Here is a 19258-nt window from a genome sequence, read left to right as displayed (position 1 = left end):
CATCAGTCCACCTGCCCGACCTTGAGCATGTTGGTGCCGCCCGGGGTGCCCATCGGCTCGCCCGCGGTGATGACGTAGCGGTCGCCCGACTGCAGCCGGCCGCGCGCCTTGAGCTGCTGCTCCGCCTGCATGAGGGCGGTGTCGCGGTCGGCGCTGCCCCCGGTGATACGCAGCGCGTGCACATTGCGGTAGAGCGCCAGCCGGCGCGCCGTGGCCAGCCGCGGCGTGATCGCGTAGATCGGGATGTCGATCGTGTGGCGGCTCATCCACAGCGGCGTGGAGCCGGACTCCGTCAGCGCGATGATGGCGCGCGCGTGCAGGTGCGAGGCGATGAACAACGCCCCCAGCGCGATGGACTGGTCGATGCGCGCGAACGTCTTGCCGACGAAGTCGTGGTCCAGCGCGTCGTGGTAGGCCTGCTCGGCCGCGAGGCAAATGCGCGCCATCTCCTGCACCGTCTGTAGCGGGTACTTGCCGGCGGCGGTCTCGGCGCTGAGCATCACCGCGTCGGTGCCGTCCAGCACCGCGTTGGCCACGTCGCTGACCTCGGCGCGCGTCGGGATCGGCGCATGGATCATGCTCTCCATCATCTGCGTGGCGGTGATCACCAGCCGGTCGTGCTCGCGTGCCAGGGCGATCATGCGCTTTTGCAGCGCCGGCACGGCGGCGTTGCCGACCTCCACCGCCAGGTCGCCGCGCGCCACCATGATGCCGTCACTGGCCTGCAGGATCGCCTCCAGCTCGGGGATGGCCTCGGCGCGCTCGATCTTGGCGATCAGGCCCGGGCGGTGGCCGTCGCGCGCGGCCTCCTCGCACAGCCGGCGCGCCAGCCGCATGTCGTCGGCGTTCTTCGGAAAGCTCACCGCCACGTAGTCGGCCTGCAGCGCCATCGCGGTGGCGATGTCGGCCATGTCCTTCGGCGTCAGCGCCGGGGCGGTCAGGCCCCCGCCGCGCTTGTTGATGCCCTTGTGGTTGGACAGCTCGCCGCCCGTCACCACGCGCGTGTGCACCGCCGCGCCCTCCACGCGCTCGACGCGCAGCTCGATCAGTCCGTCGTTGAGCAGCAGCACGTCGCCCGGCACGACGTCGCGCGGCAGCTCCTTGTAATCCAGCCCCACCGCGTGCTCGTCGCCCGGCTCGGTGCGCGCGGCGTCCAGCGTGAAGGCGGCGCCCTCCAGCAGCGTCACCTTGCCGTGCGCAAACTTGCCGACGCGGATCTTGGGCCCCTGCAGGTCGGCCATCACGGCCACTTCCTTGCCGGCGCGCGCGGCGGCCTCGCGCACCGCGGCGGCGCGGCGGCGGTGGTCGTCGGCCGTGCCGTGCGAGAAGTTGAGCCGCACCACGTCCACGCCGGCGCGCACCATCGCTTCCAGCATGTCCGGGGTGTCGCTGGCGGGGCCCAGGGTGGCGACGATTTTGGTGGCGCGCAGTGGCATGGGGTCTCCTGGCTGGGGGTGGGGGGAAGGGTGCCGGGCGCGGGTCTGCCTCGCGCGCTCCGGACCCGCCTATCGTAGTACGGCAGTACGGTTGCGGTATGGGTAAGGTCTGGGTGCCGCAGCGGCGCTGCGGCGGTCCCGCGCGGCTTTGCTAGAGTCCCGCCATGTCCCCCGCGCGTCGCTCCCCCACCGCCGACCGGCCGCTGGCCGGCGCCCACGTCGTCAGTTTGGCCCTCAACCTGCCCGGCCCGGCAGCGCTGGCGCGCCTGCGCTCGCTCGGCGCGCGCTGCACCAAGGTCGAGCCGCCCGCTGGCGACCCGATGCGCGGCTACTGCGAGGCCGCCTACGCGCAGATGCACCGCGGCGTGCGCACCGTCGCGCTGGACCTGAAGGCGCCCGCGGGCCAGCGCCGGCTGCAGCGCCTGCTGGCGGGGGCGGATGTGCTGCTAACCTCGTTTCGCCCCTCCGCCTTGGCCAAGCTGGGGCTGGACGCCGCGGCCCTGCAGGCGCGCCAGCCGCGCCTGTGCGTCGTGCGCATCGTCGGCGCGGCCGGCGCGCGCGCCGAGGAGGCCGGCCACGACCTCACCTACCAGGCCGAGGCCGGGCTCATCGATGGGCTGGGCCTGCCGCCCAGCCTGCTGGCCGACATGGCCGGCGCCCTGCTGGCGAGCGAGGCGGTGTTGGCCGCCCTGCTGCAGCGTGCCGCCACCGGCCGCGGCGCGGTGCGCGACGTGGCGCTGGCCGATGCCGCCGCGTGGCTGGCGCAGCCGCGCGCCTGGGGCCTGACGGCCCCCGGCGGCCTGCTGGGCGGCGCCCACGCCGGCTACCGCGTCTACCGCTGCGCCGACGGCCGGGTGGCCGTGGCGGCGCTGGAGCCGCACTTCGCCCGCCGGCTGGGGGAGGTCGCGGGCCTGGGGCCGCTGACGCCGGCCGACTGCCTGCAGCCCGCCGCCGCCACGGCGCTGGCGGCGTGGTTTGCCGCCCGCTCGCGCGCCGAGCTGGACGCGCTGGCGCGCGCGCATGACCTGCCGTGGGTGACGCTCGGGGCGTGATCGGTTGCCGTTGAGCAGGCTTGCGGGTCGGGGCGTTCAGGCCGCCAGCGGCTCGATCCGCGCGATTGCCTCGCCTTTCTCGCGCATCACGGCCTCGGTGTCGTAGCTGGCCTGCAGCGCCAGCCAGAACCTGGCTTGCGAGTGCGCGATGCTACCCTTGCGCCATGACCCTGCAAGCCCTCATCGCCAGCCGGCAGCCAGCGCAAAGGGAAGCGGGGAGGGCGGGGTGGCACGGAATGCAGGGGCGGAGTGCCGTTGCGCACCATGAGTGCAACAGCAAAAGTTGCGCAAACCCATGACGGCACCCGTTCCGCCTGACAGCGGAGCACGCTCCGGCCAGGCGGGCTGAGCCGTGCGCCGCAGGCGGCCGGCCTGTTCGACTTGCGGGGGCTGGTGCTGTTTGGCCTGGCGTGGATGGCCTGCTACGCCGTGTATCACCGTGCCGTCGCGCTGGGCTGGGGGTGACAACGCAGCGCCACGCCACAGGGGGCGTGCGGTGGCCTGCGATGAGGGTCGGCACGGGCCAGCCCGCCATTGCAAATGAGAATCATTCGTGTTATGGTGTGGATGTGTGGTTGATGCGATCGCCCTCGACCGCACTGCCGGCGCGAGCCCTTGCGCCGGTGACGCCAACCGCCACCAAAAGGAGCCCATGCCATGATCTCATTCACCGACCACGCCCCGCTGGAGCCGCTGTTGGCCGGCACGCTGGCGCTGCTGCACCATCAGGCGACGCGTGATACGCAGCGCCCGCTGTGCCCGTACGCGGCACACAAGCTCGCGCTCAACCTGCACCGACTGGCCAACCACCCGGCGCTGTCGGAACCAATGGCCGTCGTGCTGGCGCGCCTGTCGGCCGTCTGGCGTGAGCGCGCCCATATGGCGGCTGCCCAGACCCGTGACGAGGGCGATGACGAAGGTGCCGCCGCGCGGGCCTGGTTGCATTGAAGCGGCCTTTGCGCGCGGAGCGGGAGGGCATGCGATGGTGGGCCTGATCGACGAATACGCCGTGCTGTGTCGGCAGTGGGCGCGTGCGCAGCACCATGCCGAATGTGGTTTGCGTCTGTGGCGGCAACGTTGCGCGGCGTTGGAAGGCGAGGCGATGCGCCTGCGCGGACGGCTGCTCGCCCTGCGCACCGCCCTGCTGTGGGGGTTGCCGGTGCCTTGGACCTTGACTGCGTGCATGACGGATTCGGCGCGTCGCTGCGATGCCGACCCAACCAAACCGCAGGACGATGCCGAACGCTTGCTGTGTCAGGTCGGCTGCCAAGGGCATGCCCATCGCGTACTGGACGACGATGGGACGTGCCGTTGGCGCGGGGTGGCATGCCATGTCTCGGCTGGGGGTGAATCGGAAAAACAATCTATCGAATAAACAACATCGATTGCTTTTATCCTGTTTCGGCCCTACCATGGATTCCAGCATTTACCCAAGGAGCACACCATGGCCCGCCTGCGTCGCATCGCCCACACCCACCGCCTGGCGCTGATGAAGACCGCCACCTACTACGTCATGCACGTGACGGTGGCGATGGCAGTCGCCTACGCCGTCACTGGCAGCTGGCTGGCCGCGTTGACGCTGAGCCTGCTGGAGCCGACCGTGCAGGCGGTGGCGTACTTCTTCCACGAGCGTGCCTGGGCGCGCGTGGCGCAACGGCCCGCCGCCGAAGCGCGGCCGGCCGCACTCGCCGCCGCTCAGCCCTGAGCGCGGCGCTGCAGCACCTCGAAGGCCGGCAGCGTCTTGCCTTCGAGCACCTCCAGGAAGGCGCCGCCGCCGGTGGAGATGTAGCCCACGCGGTCGGTGATATGGAACTTGGCGATCGCCGCCAGCGTATCGCCGCCGCCGGCGATGGAGAAGGCATCCGAGTGCGCGATCGCCGAGGCCAGCATCTTGGTGCCGCCCGCGAACTGGTCATACTCGAACACGCCCAGCGGCCCGTTCCAGACGATGGTGCCCGCGTGCGCGATGATCTCGGCCAGCCGCGCCGCGCTCTTGGGGCCGATGTCCAGAATGCGGTCGTGCGGGCCGACCTCGTCCACCGACACGCGGTTGGCGCGCGCCAGCGACGAGACCTCGTCGGCCACCACCACGTCCACCGGCAGCGGCACCTCGGCGCCGCGCTCCTTCATCAGATCCATCACCTGCTGGGCTTCGCGCACCATCTCGGGCTCGGCCAGCGAATCGCCGATGCGCTTGCCCGCCGCGAGCAGAAAAGTGTTGGCGATGCCGCCCCCGACGATCAACTGATCCACCTTGGCGGCCAGCGTCTTGAGGATGGAGAGCTTGGTGCTGACCTTGGAGCCGCCGACGATCGCCACCAGTGGGCGGCGGGGGTTTTCCAGCGCGCGGCTGATGGCGTCCATCTCGGCGGCCAGCAGCGGCCCGGCGCAGGCGATGGGCGCCGTTTCGGCGATGCCGTAGGTGGTGGCCTCGGCCCGGTGCGCGGTGCCGAAGGCGTCGTGCACGAAGATGTCGCACAGCTTGCCCAGCTTGGCGGCCAGTTCCGGGCTGTTCTTCTTCTCGCCCTTGTTGAGGCGGCAGTTTTCCAGCAGCACCACCTCGCCCGGCGCGACCGAAAAGCCCCCGTCCACCCAGTTCGTGATCAGCGGCACCGGCCGGCCCAGCAGCTCGCCCAGGCGCTGGGCCACCGGCGCCAGCGTGTCTTCGGGGCGCGGCTCGCCCTCGGTCGGCCGCCCCAGGTGCGACGTCACCATGACCGCCGCGCCGGCGTCCAGGGCCATCTGGATCGCGGGCACCGAGGCGCGGATGCGCGTGTCCTCGGTGATGCGGCCGTCGTCGTCCTGCGGGACGTTGAGATCGGCGCGGATGAAGACGCGCTTGCCGCGCACCTCGCCACGCGCGCACAGATCGGAGAAGCGGAGGAATTGCATGTCGGCTCCGGAGGGGGGTGAAGACATTGCCGTGCCCCGGCCGGTTCGGTCGCCGGTTGCGATGCGGCAGGGGGATTGTAAGAAGCCGCATGCCCCTGTCATCCCCCCGTCGGCCGTGCGCCGAGCGCGCAGCGGGCGGGCGAAAGGGCAGGCATGGCAGGACGAATCCGGTGGTGGCCACGGGCCGCGTGGCCCCCGCCCGCGAGACGACGCTGGCCAGCACCCTGACCGGCCGCGTCGTTGCCACCCCGGTGGCCGATGGCGTGCTGTTGGCGCGACTGGTGGAGGTGGGCGATGGCGTCACCCCTGGCAAGGCGTTGCTGCGCTTTGCGGTGGCGGGCACGCCCCGCATCCTGCTGGATCTGGACGAGCGCGACCTGGGCGCGCTGGCGGTGGGCCAGCCCGCTGCGGTGCGGGCCGACGCCTGGCCCGATCAGCGCATTGCCGCCCGGTGCAGCTCTCGGGCGGGCAGCAGCAGCGCGTGGCCATCGTGCGCGCGCTCATGAACCGCCCGCGCCTGGTGCTGGCCGACGAGCCGACCGGCAACCTCGACACCCACACCGCCCAGGAGGTGTTCGCGCTGCTGCGCGAGCTCAACCGCGAAGAGGGCACCGCCTTCCTCATCGTCACGCACGACCCCGGGCTGGCGGCACGCTGCGACGGGCAGATCCACCTGCAGGACGGGCGATTGATCGAGCCGGATGGGGCGGGGGTGGTCACCGCTGCGGCCACCGCACCCCTCACCGCTCAATAGGCGGTCGCGGCGCGGGCGGCCTGGTCGTAGCGGCCGCTGAGCTGGCGCAGCGTGCGCGCCACGTCGGCCAGGCGCTGGTTCTCGTCCTCCGCCCCGGAGAACCCCGGCATCAGGCAGGCCTCGCGCACCGCGCGGTAGCGCAGGCACAGCGCATGGCCGGCGTCGGTGGTGGCGTAGAACACCTCTTTGCCGCGTTTGGTGCCGGCCACCAGCCCCATGCCTTGCAGCTTGCGCACCGAGTACGACACGACGTGCGCGTCCTCGATGTTGAGCACGAAGGCGATGTCCGACAGGCGCTTCGGCGTGCGGCGGTGGTTGATGTGGTGCAGCACCAGCACGTCGGTGGGCGTCATGTCCTTGACGCCGGCGGCGCCCATGCAGCGGATCAGCCAGCGGTTGAAGGCGTGCGCGGCGATGATGAGGCCGAACTCGAACTCCGACAGCTCCGGCGACTTCTCGGAGACCAGGTGCGCGGACGAGACGATCGGCCGGTCCGGCGAGGGGGGCTCGACGGCGGGTAGCGGCGCGGCGGGGTCGGCGCGGGACGAAGGGCGGACGGAAGAGCGAGCGCGTGTCATGGCGCCGATCCTACCCCCGGCCGCCCGGGGTTACCCGGGCACCGCGGGTAAACCATAACGACGTGACGTTAATAAAACGTTGACGTTTTATCGAAGTGCTGTTACCGTTCGGGCACCGACCGCGCTGGGCGCGGCGGTTCCTCGGCCCCCGCTTTTCCGTCGTCACAGGAGAGAGTCCGATGCGCGTCACCCTTGCCACCTTCGCCGCCGCCGCCACGCTGACGCTGGCCCACGCCACCGCCGCCGCCCAGAGCGTCAAGTGGGACATGCCCATCGCCTATCCGGCCGGCAACTTCCACACCGCCAATATCCTGATGTTCGCCAAGGACGTCGAGCGCGCGACCGGCGGCAAGCTCTCGATCACCGTGCACGAGAACGGCTCGCTGTTCAAGGCGCCGGAGATCAAGCGCGCCGTGCAGAGCGGCCAGGCGCAGATCGGCGAGGTGCTGATCTCCAACTTCTCCAACGAGAACCCGCTGTTCGGCATCGACTCGATCCCGTTCCTGGCCACCAGCTATGGCGACGCGCGCAAGCTGTGGCAGGCGTCGCGCCCGGCCGTCGAGGCGGCGCTGGACAAGCAGGGTCTGAAGGTGCTGTACGCGGTGCCGTGGCCGCCGCAGGGCATCTTCAGCGCCAAGCCGATCGAGTCGGCCGCCGACCTGCGCGGGGCCAAGTGGCGCGCCTACAACCCCAACACCAGCCGCATCGCGCAGCTGGTCGGCGCGCAGCCGGTGACGATCCAGGCCGCCGAGCTGACGCAGGCGCTGGCCACCGGGGCGGTCAACGCCTTCATGACCTCCGGCGCCACCGGCTACGACAGCAAGGTGTGGGAGCAGGTCAAGTACTACTACGACGTGGCGGCGTGGCTGCCCAAGAATGTGGTGTTCGTCTCCAAGCGGGCGTTCGACGCGCTGGACAAGCCCACCCAGCAGGCGCTGCTGAAGACCGCGGCCGACGCCGAGGCGCGCGGCTGGCGCGAGAGCGAGGAAAAGACCGCCTGGTACCTGGAGCAGCTGCGCAAAAACGGCATGACGGTGAGCAAGGGCTCGCCGCAGCTGCAGGCCGACCTGCGCAAAATCGGCGAGACGATGATCGAGGAGTGGACGCGCCAGGCCGGGGCCGAAGGCGCGGCGGTGCTGGCCATCTACCGCAAGTAACGGCGACGTGCCCGAGCCCGCGATGAAGGCCCTCAACCGCCTGTTCGACCTCGCCGCCTGGCTGGCGGCGGGTTTTCTGATCGGCACGCTGGCGATGGTGCTGTTCGGCATCGCCGGGCGGCTCTGGCCCGCGCTGGCGCTGCCCGGCTCGGACGCCTACGCCGGCTACTGCATGGCCGCAGCGGCGTTCCTGGCGCTGGCGCCGACGCTGCGCCGCGGCGAGCACATCCGCGTGATGCTGGTGCTGCAGCGCCTGCCGGTGCCGGCGCGGCGCGCGGTGGAGCTGGCGGTGCACGCGGTGGGCCTGGCGCTGGCCGGCGGGCTGGCGTGGTTCTCGCTGCGGCTGGTGTGGCAGAGCCACGCCTTCCACGACATCTCCACCGGGCTGGACGCCACGCCGCTGTGGATTCCGCAGCTCGGCATGGCCGCGGGCACGGTGCTGCTGGTGCTGGCGCTGGCGGTGCAGTTCGTCGAACACCTGCGCGGCCAGCCCGCGCCCGCTGCGCCGGGCGACGAGCCCGCGCGCATCGAATGACGCTACGGGGGACACGGCTATGGATCTGCTGATTACCGGGGTGCTGATCGGCGCCTTGCTGCTGCTGCTGGCGGCCGGGGTCTGGATCGGCCTGGCGCTGATTGGTGTGGCCTGGATCGGCATGGCGCTGTTCACCCAGCGCTCGGTCGGCGACGCGATGGCGCTGACCATCTGGGGCTCGGCCTCGTCGTGGACGCTGACGGCGCTGCCGCTGTTCATCTGGATGGGCGAGATCCTGTTCCGCACCCGGCTGTCGGAGGATCTGTTCCGCGGGCTGGCGCCGTGGCTGCAGCGCCTGCCGGGACGGCTGCTGCACACCAACATCCTGGGCAGCACGCTGTTTGCGGCGGTGTCGGGCTCGTCGGCGGCCACCTGCGCCACGGTTGGCAAGATGACGCTGCCGGAGCTGCAGCGCCGCGGCTACCCGGATGCGCTGAGCCTGGGCACGCTGGCCGGCGCCAGCACGCTCGGGCTGCTGATCCCGCCGTCGATCATCATGATCGTCTACGGCGTGACGGCCGAGGTGTCGATCGCGCGCCTGTTCGTCGGCGGCATCGTGCCGGGGCTGCTGCTGGCGGCGCTGTTCATGGGCTACGTGATCGTGTGGTCGCTGCTGCACCCGCAGGCCATCCCGCCGGAGGCAGAGCGGCTGAGCTTGGCGGACAAGCTGCGCGCCAGCCGCCACCTGCTGCCGGTGCTGCTGCTGATCGGCGGGGTACTCGGCACCATCTACACCGGGATTGCCACCGCCACCGAGGCGGCGGCGGTCGGCGTCGTGGGCGCGCTGCTGATCGCCGCGGCCCAGCGGGCGCTGACCTGGGCGACGCTGCGCGACAGCCTGCTCGGCGCGGTGCGCATGTATTGCATGATTGCGCTGATCCTGGCTGGTGCGGCATTCTTGACGCTGGCGATGGGGTATCTGGGCCTGCCGCGCCACGTGGCAACATGGATCGGCTCGCTGGGGCTGGAGCCGTGGCAGCTCATCGTGGCGCTGGCGCTGTTCTTCATCGTGCTCGGCTGCTTTCTGGACGGCATCTCGATCGTCGTGCTGACCATGGGCGTGCTGCTGCCGACCGTGCAGGCCGCCGGGTTGGACCTGATCTGGTTTGGCATCTTCGTCGTCGTGATGGTGGAGATGGCGCAGATCACGCCCCCGGTGGGCTTCAACCTGTTCGTGCTGCAGGGTATGACCGGGCGGCAGGTGACGGAGCTCGCCCGCTACGCGGCGCCGATGTTCGTCATCATGGTGCTGGCGGTGGTGCTGCTGACCGCCTTTCCGGAGCTGGTGACGTGGCTGCCGCAGCGCATGGCGGGCTGAGCCCCGCGCCGCGCCTGCTGCCGCTGGGCGACGCGGCCTGGACGGTGGAATTCGGCGCGGCGATCGACCCGGCGCTGCATGCGCGCGTGCTGGCGCTGGAGGCGGCGGTGCGCGCCGCGCAGGCCGGCGGCGCGCCGCCGTGGGACGCGGTGCAGGACGTGGTGCCGACCTTCCGCTCGCTGACGGTGCATTACGACCCGCTGGCCGGGGATGCCGGGGATGCCGGGGACGGCTTGGCGCTGGGGCAGGCGCTGTTGCTGCTCGCGCAGCAGGCGGACGCGGCGCCGCCGCGCGGGCGGCGCTGGACGCTGCCGGCGTGCTTCGATGCGGCGCTGGCGCCGGATCTGGCGGCGCTGGCGGCGCGCCAGGGCCTCACCCCCGCCGCGGTGGTGGAGCGGCTGCTCGGCGTGGAGCTGCGCGTGTATCAGATCGGCTTCATGCCGGGCTTTCCCTACATGGGCGGGGTGCCGCCGGCGCTGCAGGTGCCGCGCCTGCCCACGCCGCGCAAGGCGGTGCCCGCGGGCTCGATCGCGCTGGCGGGCGCGATGGCCGCGGTCTACCCGTGGGAAAGCCCCGGCGGCTGGCACCTGGTGGGCCGCACGCCGGCGCCGCTGTGGGACCTGCGCCGCGATCCGCCGGCGCTGCTGGCCAGCGGCGACGTGGTGCGCTGGCGCGCCATCGACGCCGCCGAATACGAGCGACTGCGGCAGGCCGCGCAGCGCGGGGTGCTGGACGTGGCCGCTTGGTGCGACGCGCCGGCGGAGGCCGCCGCGTGAGCGCCGCGCTGCAGGTGCTCGACGGCGGCGTCGGCACCACCGTACAGGACCTGGGCCGGCGCGGCCGGCGCCACTGGGGCGTGGCGTTGGCCGGGGCGCTGGACCCGTGGTGGGCGCGCGCCGCCCACGCGCTGCTGGACAACCCGCCCGAGGCGGCGCTGCTGGAGCTGCGCCTGCTGGGGCCGCGCCTGCGCGCGGAAGGCGCCGCGGTGCGCGTCGCGGTGGTGGGCGACGTGGCGGCGACGGTGGAGCGCGCCGCCGGCGCGCGGCAGCCGTTGCCCGGCTGGTGCAGCGTCACGCTGCAGCCCGGCGACGCGCTGCGCCTGGGGGCGGTGCAGGGGCTGGCCTACCTGGCGGTGGCGGGCGGCCTCGACGTGCCGCTGGTGCTGGGCAGCCGTGCCACGCACGAGCGCACCGCGATGGGTGGGCTGCAGGGCCGCGCCCTGCGCGCCGGCGACCGGCTGCCGTGCGCCGCGGCGGACGCCGACCCCGGCGTGGAGCGCCGCGCCGACCCCTTGCCGGACGACGACGGCCCGATCCGCGTCCTCTGGGGCCCGCAGGACGACCACTTCACCCCGGCGGCGCGCGCCCTCTTCGTGCAGGCCGACTGGCGCCTCACGCCGGAGCGCGACCGCATGGGCATGCGGCTCGCGGGCCCGGCGCTGCAGCATGCCAGCCCAGCGCACGCCGACATCGTCTCCGATGGCGTGGCGCCGGGCGCGATCCAGGTGCCCGCCAGCGGCCAGCCGATCGTGCTGTTGGCCGATGCGCAGACCGTGGGCGGCTACCCGAAGATCGCCACCGTCATCCAGGCCGACCTGGGGCGGCTGGCGCGCTGGCCAGCGGGGCGGCCGCTGCGCTTTGCGGCGGTGACGCTGGAGCAGGCGCGCGCGGCGCTGCACGCGCGCCAGGCCGCTTGGGCCGCGTGGGCGGCGCGGCGGCAGGCGTGGCGCCCGCCCGGGTACCTGGACGAGGCGCGGCTGTACGGCGCCAACCTGATCAGCGGCGTGCTGCGCGCCGCGCTCGACGACGCCCCGTGGGCGGGGCTGGAGGATGCCCGATGACCCCCCGAACCCCTTGCGTGGACCTCAACGCCGATCTGGGCGAAAGCTTCGGTGCCTGGACGATGGGCGACGACGAGGCGCTGCTGGCCATCGTCGGACGGGCCAACGTCGCTTGCGGCTTCCACGCCGGCGACCCGCTGGTGATGCGCCGCACCGTGCGCCGCGCGCGCGAGCGCGGCGTGGCCATCGGCGCGCACCCGAGCTTTCCGGATCTGCAGGGCTTTGGCCGCCGGCGCATGGAGATGGAGCCCGAGGAGCTGCAGGCGCTGCTGATCGTTCAGATCGGCGCGCTGGCCGGCGTGTGCCGCGCCGAAGGGGCGCGGCTCGCGCACGTCAAGCCGCACGGCGCGCTCAACAACATGGCCTGCGCCGACGAGGCGCTGGCGCGCACCGTGGTGCAGGCGGTGCGCGCGTTCGACCCCGCGCTGCCGCTGCTGGCGCCGGCGTGCTCGGCGCTGGAGCGCGCGGCGCTCGCGCTGGGCCAGCCGGTGCTGCGCGAGGTGTTCGCCGACCGCGCCTACCAGGACGACGGCCAGCTCGTGCCCCGCCGCGAGCCGGGCGCCGTGCTGCACGACCCGGACGAGGCGGTGGCGCACGTGCTGGCGATGCTGCAGGCCGGCGGCCTGGTCACCCGCGGCGGGCGCGTGCTGCCGACCCCGATCGACAGCGTCTGCGTGCACGGCGACGGGCCGCAGGCGGTGCAGACCGCGCGCCGGCTGCGCGAGGCGCTGGCGCAGCGCGGCTGGCTGGCGAGCGCCGCCGGCGCCGTCGTGGCATGATGCGCGCCATGCGGGCCGCTGCCCGCCAAGGAGGGCCGACCGCCATGACCGACCCCGCGCTTGCCACCCCGACGCGCCGCCGCTGGCTGGCGTGGGCCGCGGCCGCGCCGCTGGCCGCCGCGTTGCCCGGCTGCGGCTACAACGAGTTCCAGCGCCTGGACGAGGAGGTGCGCGCCGCCTGGGCCGAGGTGCTCAACCAGTACCAGCGCCGCGCCGACCTGGTGCCCAACCTGGTGGCCACCGTCCAGGGCGAGGCCAACTTCGAGCGCGAGACGCTGACGCGCGTCATCGAGGCGCGCGCCCGCGCCACCGCGATCCAGGTCACGCCCGAGATGCTGCAGGACCCGCAGGCGCTGCAGCGCTTCCAGGCCGCGCAGGGGGAGCTGGGCGGCGCGCTGGCGCGCCTGCTGGCGGTGGCCGAGCAGTACCCCAACCTGAAGGCCAACCAGGGCTTCGCCGACCTGCGCGTGCAGCTGGAAGGGACCGAAAACCGCATCGCCGTGGCGCGCAACCGCTACATCCAGGCGGTGCAGCGCTACAACACGCTGGCGCGCAGCTTCCCGACCAACCTGACGGCCAAGGTGTTCCGCTACGCGCCCAAGCCGGGCTTTGCCCCCGCCGACGAGGCGACGCTGGCGCAGCCGCCCAAGGTGGAATTCCCGGCCGCGCCGGGGCGGTGAGGGGCGCGGGCGTGCCTGCCGCCGCCGGTTTGTCGCTCGCCGCGGCCGGCGCGACCCCGGCTGCGGGGCCGCGCGGGCACGGCGGCCGCCGCCTCGCGTGGCGGGCGTGGGTCTGGCTGGCGCTGCTGCTCGCGTGGGCGTCGCCGGCGCACGCGCAGGCCCTGCAGCCGGTGCCGGCGCTGACCGCCCGCGTGATGGATCTGACCGGCACGCTGACCGCGGAGCAGCGCGCGGCGCTGGAGGCGCGGCTGGCGGCCTTCGAGCGCGAGCGCGGCAGCCAGGTGGTGGTGCTGCTGGTGCCGACCACCGCGCCGGAGGACATCACCGACTACACGCAGCGCGTCGGCGATGCGTGGAAGATCGGCCGTCGCGACGTCGGCGACGGCGTGCTGCTGGTGGTGGCCAAGGACGACCGCCGCGTGCGCATCGCCACCACGAAGGCGGTGGAGGGCGCGCTGCCGGACCTGCTGGCCAGCCGCATCATCGAGCGCGCCATCGTGCCGCACTTCCGCCAGGGCGACTTCTTCGGCGGACTGCAGGCCGGCGTCGAGCAGATCCTGGCCGCGCTGGCTGGCGAGGCGCTGCCGCCGCCCGAAGCGGCCGCGGCCCGCCCCCGCGCGGCCGACGGGCCTGACGTCGAGGGCGCGCTGCTGTTCGCCTTTGCCGCGGTGCCCCTCATCGCCGTGGTCACGCGCGCCCTGCTCGGCCGCGTGCTCGGGGCGGCCGCCACGGCGGGCCTGACCGGGCTGGTCGGCGCCGGCCTGGGCCTGTCGGCCGGCTGGCTGGCGCTGCTGGTCGTGGCGGCGTTCGTGCTGGCGCTGTCGGGCGTGTCGGTCGGGCGCGGCGTGCGCGGCGGCGGGCCCGGCGGGGGCTGGGGCGGGGGCGCCGGTGGCGGATGGTCGGGCGGCGGCGGGGGCTTCCGCTCCGGCGGAGGGGGCAACTTCGGCGGGGGCGGCGCCTCCGGGCGGTGGTGACGATGGGCTGGGCCACGCACCTGCGGCGCTGGGCGCGCCACCTGATGCTGGACGAGCGCGCGAGCCGTCGCTGGCTCGACGACACCGCGGCCGAGCGGCTGCGCCGCCGCATCGAGGCGAGCGAAGCCCACCACCGCGGCGAGATCCGCGTCTGCGTCGAGGCCAGCCTGCCGCTGCGCTGGCTGTGGCCGCCGGCGGACGACGCGGCGCTGGCGGCGCGCGTGCGCGAGCGGGCGCTGGCGTGGTTCGGCCGCCTGCGCGTCTGGGACACCGAGGACAACGCCGGCGTGCTGATCTACCTGCTGCTGGCCGAGCGCGCCATCGAGATCGTCGCCGACCGCGGGCTGGCGCGCCGCGTGCCGCCGGCCGACTGGGACGCCGCGCTGCAGGCGCTGCGCGACGGCCTGCGCCACGGCCCGCCCGAGGCGGCGCTTGCGCGCGCCATCGACACCGTGGATGGCTGGCTGCGGCATCACTTCCCGTCCGCGTCGGATCGCCCCAATCCGAACGAATTACCGGATGGCGTCGTGCGCGTCTGAAGCGGGCGGCCCGGCTTGCGCCATACTGGAGCGGTCTGCCGCAAACCGGAGTCCCCCCATGCCCACCCCCGACGCCTCCTCCGACACGGGTGACGTGTTCGTCTGGGATACGACGCTGCTGACCGGTCTGGACGAAATCGATGCCCAGCACCACCACCTGGTGGATCTGTTCAACACGCTCAACCGCGCGATGTTCCACGGCCGCGCGCTGAGCCCGGACCAGCAGCAGCGCATCTTCGACGAGCTGATCGCCTACGCGCGCCAGCATTTCGAGGACGAGGAGCGCCTGATGGCCGAGGCCGGCGTGGACGTGCGCCACCGCGAGCTGCACGCGCGCCTGCACCACGAGTTCGTCGAGCAGGTGCGCTCGATGTGGGACGCGCGCGGCCACCTGCGCCAGCCGGGCGACACGCTGATGGGCTTTCTGACCTCGTGGCTGGGGCTGCACATCATGGGGGTGGACCAGTCGATGGCGCGGCAGATGGCGCGCATCCGCGCCGGCGCCGACCCGGCCGAGGCCTGGGCGCAGGAGGAGGACCCGCTCGACCGCCGCGTGGCCAACCTGCTGCGCATGGTCGGGCAGCTCTACCACGTGCTGGCGGCGCAGAACCAGGATCTGCTGGAGGCCAACGCGCGGCTGGAGCAGCGCGTGCGCGAGCGCACGGCCGAGCTGGAGGCGGCCAACCGGCGGCTGGAGGCGTTCTCGCGCATCGACGGGTTGCTCGGCATCGCCAACCGTGGCTATTTCGACGAACGCCTGCGCGAGGAGATCGCGCGCCACACGCGGCAGGCGCGGCCGCTGGCGGTCGTGATGTTCGACGTGGACCACTTCAAGCGCTACAACGACCGCTACGGCCACCAAGCCGGCGACGCCTGTTTGCAGGCGGTGGCGCGGGCGCTCAAAGGCGAGGTCTATCGCGCCCCCGACCTGCTGGCCCGCTACGGCGGCGAGGAGCTGGTCGCCTTGCTGGTCGACACCGACGCCGGCGGTGCGCGCGTGGTCGCCGAGCGCGCCGTGGCCGCGGTGCGGGCGCTGGCGCTGCCCCATGCCGATTCCCCCACGGCGCCGGTGGTGACGGTCAGCGCCGGGGTGGGGAGCATGGTGCCCCACGCACCCGACGACGGCCCGCGCCTGCTGCGCCTGGCCGATGCCGCCCTGTACGCCGCCAAGCAGGCTGGCCGCGACCGGGCGGTCGTCGCCCCGCCGGACGATCCTGACGATCCCCGCCAGGCGGGCCCGCATTCGCCCTGATCCGGTCACGGCTGCCGCCACCGCGCCGGCAGGGGTGGCCTGGCTTCCTACAATGTGGCGCCAGCGCCGCGTTCGTCCCCGCCCGGGTGGCCGCGCGGCGGTCAGGAGATCCCCATGGCCGAAACCGCTTCGGACAAACGCGAGCAGCTCAAGCGCGCCGCGCTCGACTACCACGAGCGCCCCACCCCCGGCAAACTGGCGGTCGCCGCCACCAAGCCCCTGTCCAACCAGCGCGACCTGGCGCTGGCCTACTCGCCCGGCGTCGCTGCCCCGTGCGAGGAGATCGTCGCCGACCCGGCCAACGCCTTCCGCTACACCGGCCGCGGCAACCTGGTGGCCGTCATCACCAACGGTACCGCGGTGCTGGGGCTGGGCGACATCGGCCCGCTGGCGGCCAAGCCGGTGATGGAAGGCAAGGCGGTGCTGTTCAAGAAGTTCGCCGGCATCGACGTCTTCGACATCGAGATCAACGAAAAAGACCCCGACCGGCTCGTGGAGATCATCGCCGCGCTGGAGCCGACCTTCGGCGGCGTCAACCTGGAGGACATCAAGGCGCCGGACTGCTTCTATGTCGAGCGCAAGCTGCGCGAGCGCATGAAGATCCCGGTCTTCCACGACGACCAGCACGGCACCGCCATCGTCGTCGGTGCGGCGCTGCTCAACGGCCTGAAGGTGGTGGGCAAGCGCATCGACCAGGTCAAGCTCGTCACCTCGGGCGCGGGGGCGGCGGCGCTGGCCTGCATCCAGTTGCTGGTCAAGCTGGGCCTGCCGCGCCAGAACATCTGGGTGACGGACCTGGCCGGCGTCGTCTACGAAGGCCGCACCGAGCTGATGGACCCCGACAAGGCGCAGTTTGCGCAAAAAACCGACGCGCGCACGCTGGCCGAGGTGATCGAGGGCGCGGACGTGTTCCTGGGCCTGTCGGCCGGCGGTGTGCTCAAGCCCGAGATGGTGGCGAAGATGGCGCCCAAGCCCCTGATCTTCGCGCTGGCCAACCCGACGCCGGAGATCCTGCCTGAGCAGGTGCGCGCGGTGCGCGACGACGCCGTCATGGCCACCGGCCGCACCGACTACCCCAACCAGGTCAACAACGTCCTGTGCTTTCCGTATATCTTTCGCGGGGCGCTGGACGCCGGGGCGTCCACCATCACCGACGAGATGGAGATCGCCGCCGTGCACGCCATTGCCGAGCTGGCCCAGGCCGAGCAAAGCGAGGTGGTGGCCGCGGCCTATGCGGGCGAGAGCCTGGCGTTCGGGCCGGAGTACCTGATTCCCAAGCCGTTCGACCCGCGGCTGATGATGAAGATTGCGCCGGCCGTGGCCGAGGCGGCCGCGCGCAGCGGTGTGGCGCAGCGCCCCATCGCGGACCTGGACGCCTACCGCGAGCGGCTGCAGAGCTTCGTGTTCGCGTCGGGCACGCTGATGAAGCCCGTCTACGCCATCGCCAAGCGCGCCCCGCACAAAAAGGTGGCCTATGCCGAGGGCGAGGAGGAGCGCGTGCTGCGCGCGGCGCAGGTGGTCGTGGACGAGGGGCTGGCGCGGCCGACGCTCATCGGCCGGCCCGCCATCATCGCCCAGCGCATCGAAAAATTTGGTCTGCGTCTGCGCGAGGGCGCCGACTACGACGTCGTCAACGTCGAGTACGACCCGCGCTACCGCACCTTCTGGCAAGAGTACCACCGCCTGATGGAGCGGCGCGGCGTCACCGAGCAGATCGCCAAGATCGAGATGCGCCGGCGGCTCACGCTGATCGGCGCGATGCTGCTGCGCCACGGCGATGTGCACGGCCTCATCTGCGGCACCTGGGGCACCAGCCCCATGCACCTCAACTACATCGACCAGGTCATCGGCAAACGCCCGGGCGCCCATGCCTATGCGGCGATGAATGCCATCCTGCTGCCCGGCCGGCAGGTGTTTTTGGTGGACACCCACGTCAATTACGACCCGAGTGCCGAGCAACTCGCCGAAATCACGCAAATGGCCGCGCGCAAGATCATGCGCTTTGGCATCACGCCCAAGGCGGCGCTGTTGTCGCATTCCAACTTTGGATCGTCCGACCAGCCCAGCGCCGTCAAGATGCGGCAGGTGCTGGCGCTGCTGCGCGAGCAGGCCCCGTGGCTGGAGGTGGACGGCGAGATGCACGGCGACGTGGCGCTGGACGCCACGATGCGCCAGACCATCATGCCGCGCAGCACGCTGACCGGCGAGGCCAATTTGCTGGTCTGCCCCAACATCGACGCGGCCAACATCGCCTACAACCTGCTCAAGACCGCTGCCGGCGGCGGCATCGCGATCGGGCCCATGCTGCTCGGTGTGGCCAAGCCGGTGCACATCCTGACCGCCAGCGCGACCGTGCGGCGCATCGTCAACATGACGGCGCTGACGGTGGCCGAGGCCAACGTCGGTCCTCGCGCGGTGGGCACGCCGAGCACGCCCCACCACGCGCCCACCGATGCAGCGGCCGACGCTTGAATACGGCCGGCAACGGGTTGCTTACCACAAGGCCGCCGGGTTGTCAAGATCTTGCAATCCGGGGGCGCTTCAGGCACACTTGCGCGCTTGATTTTCAGGGTTAACCCCAAGAGAGGATCGGGTGCGTCGAAGTAGGTGGGGGTGGCGCGCGGCGCTGTCGGCCGGACTGCTGGGCCTGGCCCTGCTGGGGGCGACCGGCACCGCCGCGCGGACCGAAGCGCCGCTGCAGGATGCCCCGGGCATCGCGCAGGTGGCGCTGGCCGACCTGCCGCCCGAAGCGCACACCGTCATGCGCCTGATCCGCCAGGGGGGCCCGTTCCCGTACGACAAGGACGGCACGGTGTTCTTCAACCGCGAGCGATTGCTGCCCGCCCACAAACGCGGGTACTACCGTGAGTACACGGTGCCCACGCCCGGGCTGCGCCACCGGGGCGCGCGCCGCATCGTCTGCGGCGGCTGGGAGCCGACCGTCCCCGACGCCTGCTACTACACGGCCGACCACTACGCGAGTTTTCGCCGCATCGCCCCGTGAGGCGGCAGGCCCCCGACCGATTCTTCGCTTTCTCCGATGACCATGGAACAGCCGCTGCGCAACGTACGAACCAATATCGTCCAGTCGATCCGCGCCTTCACGGTCAAGGACCTGCAGGCCGCGGCCGAGGCGCTGGGTCACCATTTCCTCTACGCCAATCTGGCCACTGCGCTCAACAAGCAGGACATCCTGGACCTGATCTCGGCGCAGTACCAACTGCCGCCGCACAACGGCAAGAACCTGGATGCGCTCTACGACTGCCTGACCGACGTGGTGCACAAGTCGGGGCCGCAGACGGGCTTCATCGTCGTGCTGGAGCACATCCCCACCAGCCCCAAGTTCGACAAAGAGGCGCGCGAGCAACTGCTCGACGTCTTTCGCGACGTGGCGGACTTCTGGGCCGAGCGCAAGGTGCCGTTCCGCTGCTTCTATTCGTTCTCGGTGGCGCGCGCGCCCAAGCCGGCCGAT

General features: G+C 72.4%; 20 protein-coding genes and 2 pseudogenes. 19 read left to right on the top strand and 3 right to left on the bottom strand.

Features of this window, described 5'->3' with window-relative positions; all coding sequences use genetic code 11:
• Nucleotides 1-2 precede the first annotated feature (2 nt).
• Nucleotides 3-1436, bottom strand: coding sequence for a pyruvate kinase (gene pyk, locus A9O67_RS04910; protein WP_068607953.1), 1434 nt, complete (start codon nt 1434-1436; stop codon nt 3-5).
• A gap of 164 nt (nt 1437-1600) precedes the next feature.
• On the opposite strand from pyk, the gene A9O67_RS04905 reads away from it, so the two are divergent.
• The 4 genes from A9O67_RS04905 to A9O67_RS04890 all read left to right on the top strand — a co-directional run bounded on the left by A9O67_RS04905 (nt 1601) and on the right by A9O67_RS04890 (nt 4193).
• A complete protein-coding gene (locus A9O67_RS04905; protein ID WP_068607951.1) occupies nt 1601-2488 on the top strand; it encodes a CoA transferase in 888 nt (295 codons plus the stop codon).
• Between the two features lie 657 nt (nt 2489-3145).
• Nucleotides 3146-3436 carry a hypothetical protein gene (locus tag A9O67_RS04900; RefSeq protein WP_068607946.1) on the top strand — a complete coding sequence of 97 codons (291 nt, stop codon included), beginning with the start codon at nt 3146-3148 and terminating at the stop codon, nt 3434-3436.
• Between the two features lie 34 nt (nt 3437-3470).
• Nucleotides 3471-3863, top strand: coding sequence for a hypothetical protein (locus tag A9O67_RS04895; protein WP_068607944.1), 393 nt, complete (start codon nt 3471-3473; stop codon nt 3861-3863).
• A 69-nt stretch (nt 3864-3932) separates the two neighbouring features.
• Nucleotides 3933-4193, top strand: a complete 261-nt coding sequence (locus tag A9O67_RS04890; protein WP_068607941.1) for a DUF2061 domain-containing protein — start codon at nt 3933-3935, stop codon at nt 4191-4193.
• On the opposite strand, the gene A9O67_RS04885 is transcribed toward A9O67_RS04890, so the two are convergent.
• Entirely contained in the window at nt 4184-5380 is a 1197-nt protein-coding gene (locus tag A9O67_RS04885) for a phosphoglycerate kinase (protein ID WP_068607938.1), read from the bottom strand. The two genes, A9O67_RS04890 and A9O67_RS04885, sit on opposite strands and share 10 nt — an antisense overlap.
• A 173-nt stretch (nt 5381-5553) precedes the next feature.
• Between A9O67_RS04885 and A9O67_RS13750 the strand changes: the two genes are divergently transcribed.
• A complete protein-coding gene (locus tag A9O67_RS13750) occupies nt 5554-5886 on the top strand; it encodes an efflux RND transporter periplasmic adaptor subunit (RefSeq protein WP_231960234.1) in 333 nt (110 codons plus the stop codon).
• Nucleotides 5808-6134 (top strand): annotated as a pseudogene (locus tag A9O67_RS13745) (ATP-binding cassette domain-containing protein); the annotation flags it as partial. The gene A9O67_RS13750 and the pseudogene A9O67_RS13745, both read left to right, overlap by 79 nt.
• Here A9O67_RS13745 and A9O67_RS04875 read toward each other — a convergent pair.
• Nucleotides 6128-6712, bottom strand: a complete 585-nt coding sequence (locus A9O67_RS04875) for a winged helix DNA-binding protein (RefSeq protein WP_082955371.1) — start codon at nt 6710-6712, stop codon at nt 6128-6130. The pseudogene A9O67_RS13745 and the gene A9O67_RS04875 overlap by 7 nt on opposite strands.
• Before the next feature lie 179 nt (nt 6713-6891).
• On the opposite strand from A9O67_RS04875, the gene A9O67_RS04870 reads away from it, so the two are divergent.
• From A9O67_RS04870 to A9O67_RS04810, 13 genes and pseudogenes are all read left to right on the top strand, one after another.
• The gene (locus A9O67_RS04870; RefSeq protein WP_068607935.1) at nt 6892-7869 is read left to right on the top strand and encodes a TRAP transporter substrate-binding protein; all 978 of its coding nucleotides are present in this window, start codon (nt 6892-6894) and stop codon (nt 7867-7869) included.
• A 22-nt stretch (nt 7870-7891) separates the two neighbouring features.
• Nucleotides 7892-8404, top strand: a complete 513-nt coding sequence (locus A9O67_RS04865; RefSeq protein ID WP_068607933.1) for a TRAP transporter small permease — start codon at nt 7892-7894, stop codon at nt 8402-8404.
• Nucleotides 8405-8423: 19 nt separating this feature from the next.
• The gene (locus tag A9O67_RS04860; protein WP_068607930.1) at nt 8424-9722 is read left to right on the top strand and encodes a TRAP transporter large permease; all 1299 of its coding nucleotides are present in this window, start codon (nt 8424-8426) and stop codon (nt 9720-9722) included.
• Nucleotides 9695-10498, top strand: a complete 804-nt coding sequence (locus A9O67_RS04855) for a 5-oxoprolinase subunit B family protein (RefSeq protein ID WP_197484436.1) — start codon at nt 9695-9697, stop codon at nt 10496-10498. The genes A9O67_RS04860 and A9O67_RS04855 overlap by 28 nt, the downstream gene beginning before the upstream one ends.
• Nucleotides 10495-11562, top strand: a complete 1068-nt coding sequence (locus A9O67_RS04850) for a 5-oxoprolinase subunit C family protein (RefSeq protein ID WP_068607928.1) — start codon at nt 10495-10497, stop codon at nt 11560-11562. The genes A9O67_RS04855 and A9O67_RS04850 overlap by 4 nt, the downstream gene beginning before the upstream one ends.
• Nucleotides 11559-12341 (top strand): LamB/YcsF family protein, encoded by a 783-nt coding sequence (locus A9O67_RS04845; RefSeq protein WP_068607926.1) that lies wholly within the window; start codon nt 11559-11561, stop codon nt 12339-12341. Before A9O67_RS04850 ends, A9O67_RS04845 begins: the two co-directional genes overlap by 4 nt.
• A 44-nt stretch (nt 12342-12385) precedes the next feature.
• The gene (locus A9O67_RS04840; RefSeq protein WP_082955370.1) at nt 12386-13021 is read left to right on the top strand and encodes a LemA family protein; all 636 of its coding nucleotides are present in this window, start codon (nt 12386-12388) and stop codon (nt 13019-13021) included.
• Between the two features lie 116 nt (nt 13022-13137).
• A complete protein-coding gene (locus tag A9O67_RS04835) occupies nt 13138-13995 on the top strand; it encodes a TPM domain-containing protein (protein ID WP_068608281.1) in 858 nt (285 codons plus the stop codon).
• A 2-nt stretch (nt 13996-13997) separates the two neighbouring features.
• Entirely contained in the window at nt 13998-14534 is a 537-nt protein-coding gene (locus tag A9O67_RS04830; protein ID WP_068607924.1) for a TPM domain-containing protein, read from the top strand.
• 58 nt (nt 14535-14592) lie between these two features.
• The gene (locus tag A9O67_RS04825) at nt 14593-15786 is read left to right on the top strand and encodes a GGDEF domain-containing protein (protein ID WP_068607923.1); all 1194 of its coding nucleotides are present in this window, start codon (nt 14593-14595) and stop codon (nt 15784-15786) included.
• A 114-nt stretch (nt 15787-15900) separates the two neighbouring features.
• Nucleotides 15901-18258 (top strand): NADP-dependent malic enzyme, encoded by a 2358-nt coding sequence (locus tag A9O67_RS04820; protein WP_082955369.1) that lies wholly within the window; start codon nt 15901-15903, stop codon nt 18256-18258.
• A 223-nt stretch (nt 18259-18481) separates the two neighbouring features.
• Entirely contained in the window at nt 18482-18790 is a 309-nt protein-coding gene (locus A9O67_RS04815; protein ID WP_231960230.1) for a ribonuclease, read from the top strand.
• Between the two features lie 36 nt (nt 18791-18826).
• Nucleotides 18827-19228: pseudogene (locus tag A9O67_RS04810) on the top strand (barstar family protein); the annotation flags it as partial.
• Nucleotides 19229-19258 lie beyond the last annotated feature (30 nt).

Origin of the sequence: Tepidimonas fonticaldi (assembly GCF_001675355.1) — a bacterium.
GTDB lineage: Bacteria > Pseudomonadota > Gammaproteobacteria > Burkholderiales > Burkholderiaceae_C > Tepidimonas > Tepidimonas fonticaldi.
This window is presented reverse-complemented; position numbering and strand designations above follow the sequence as displayed.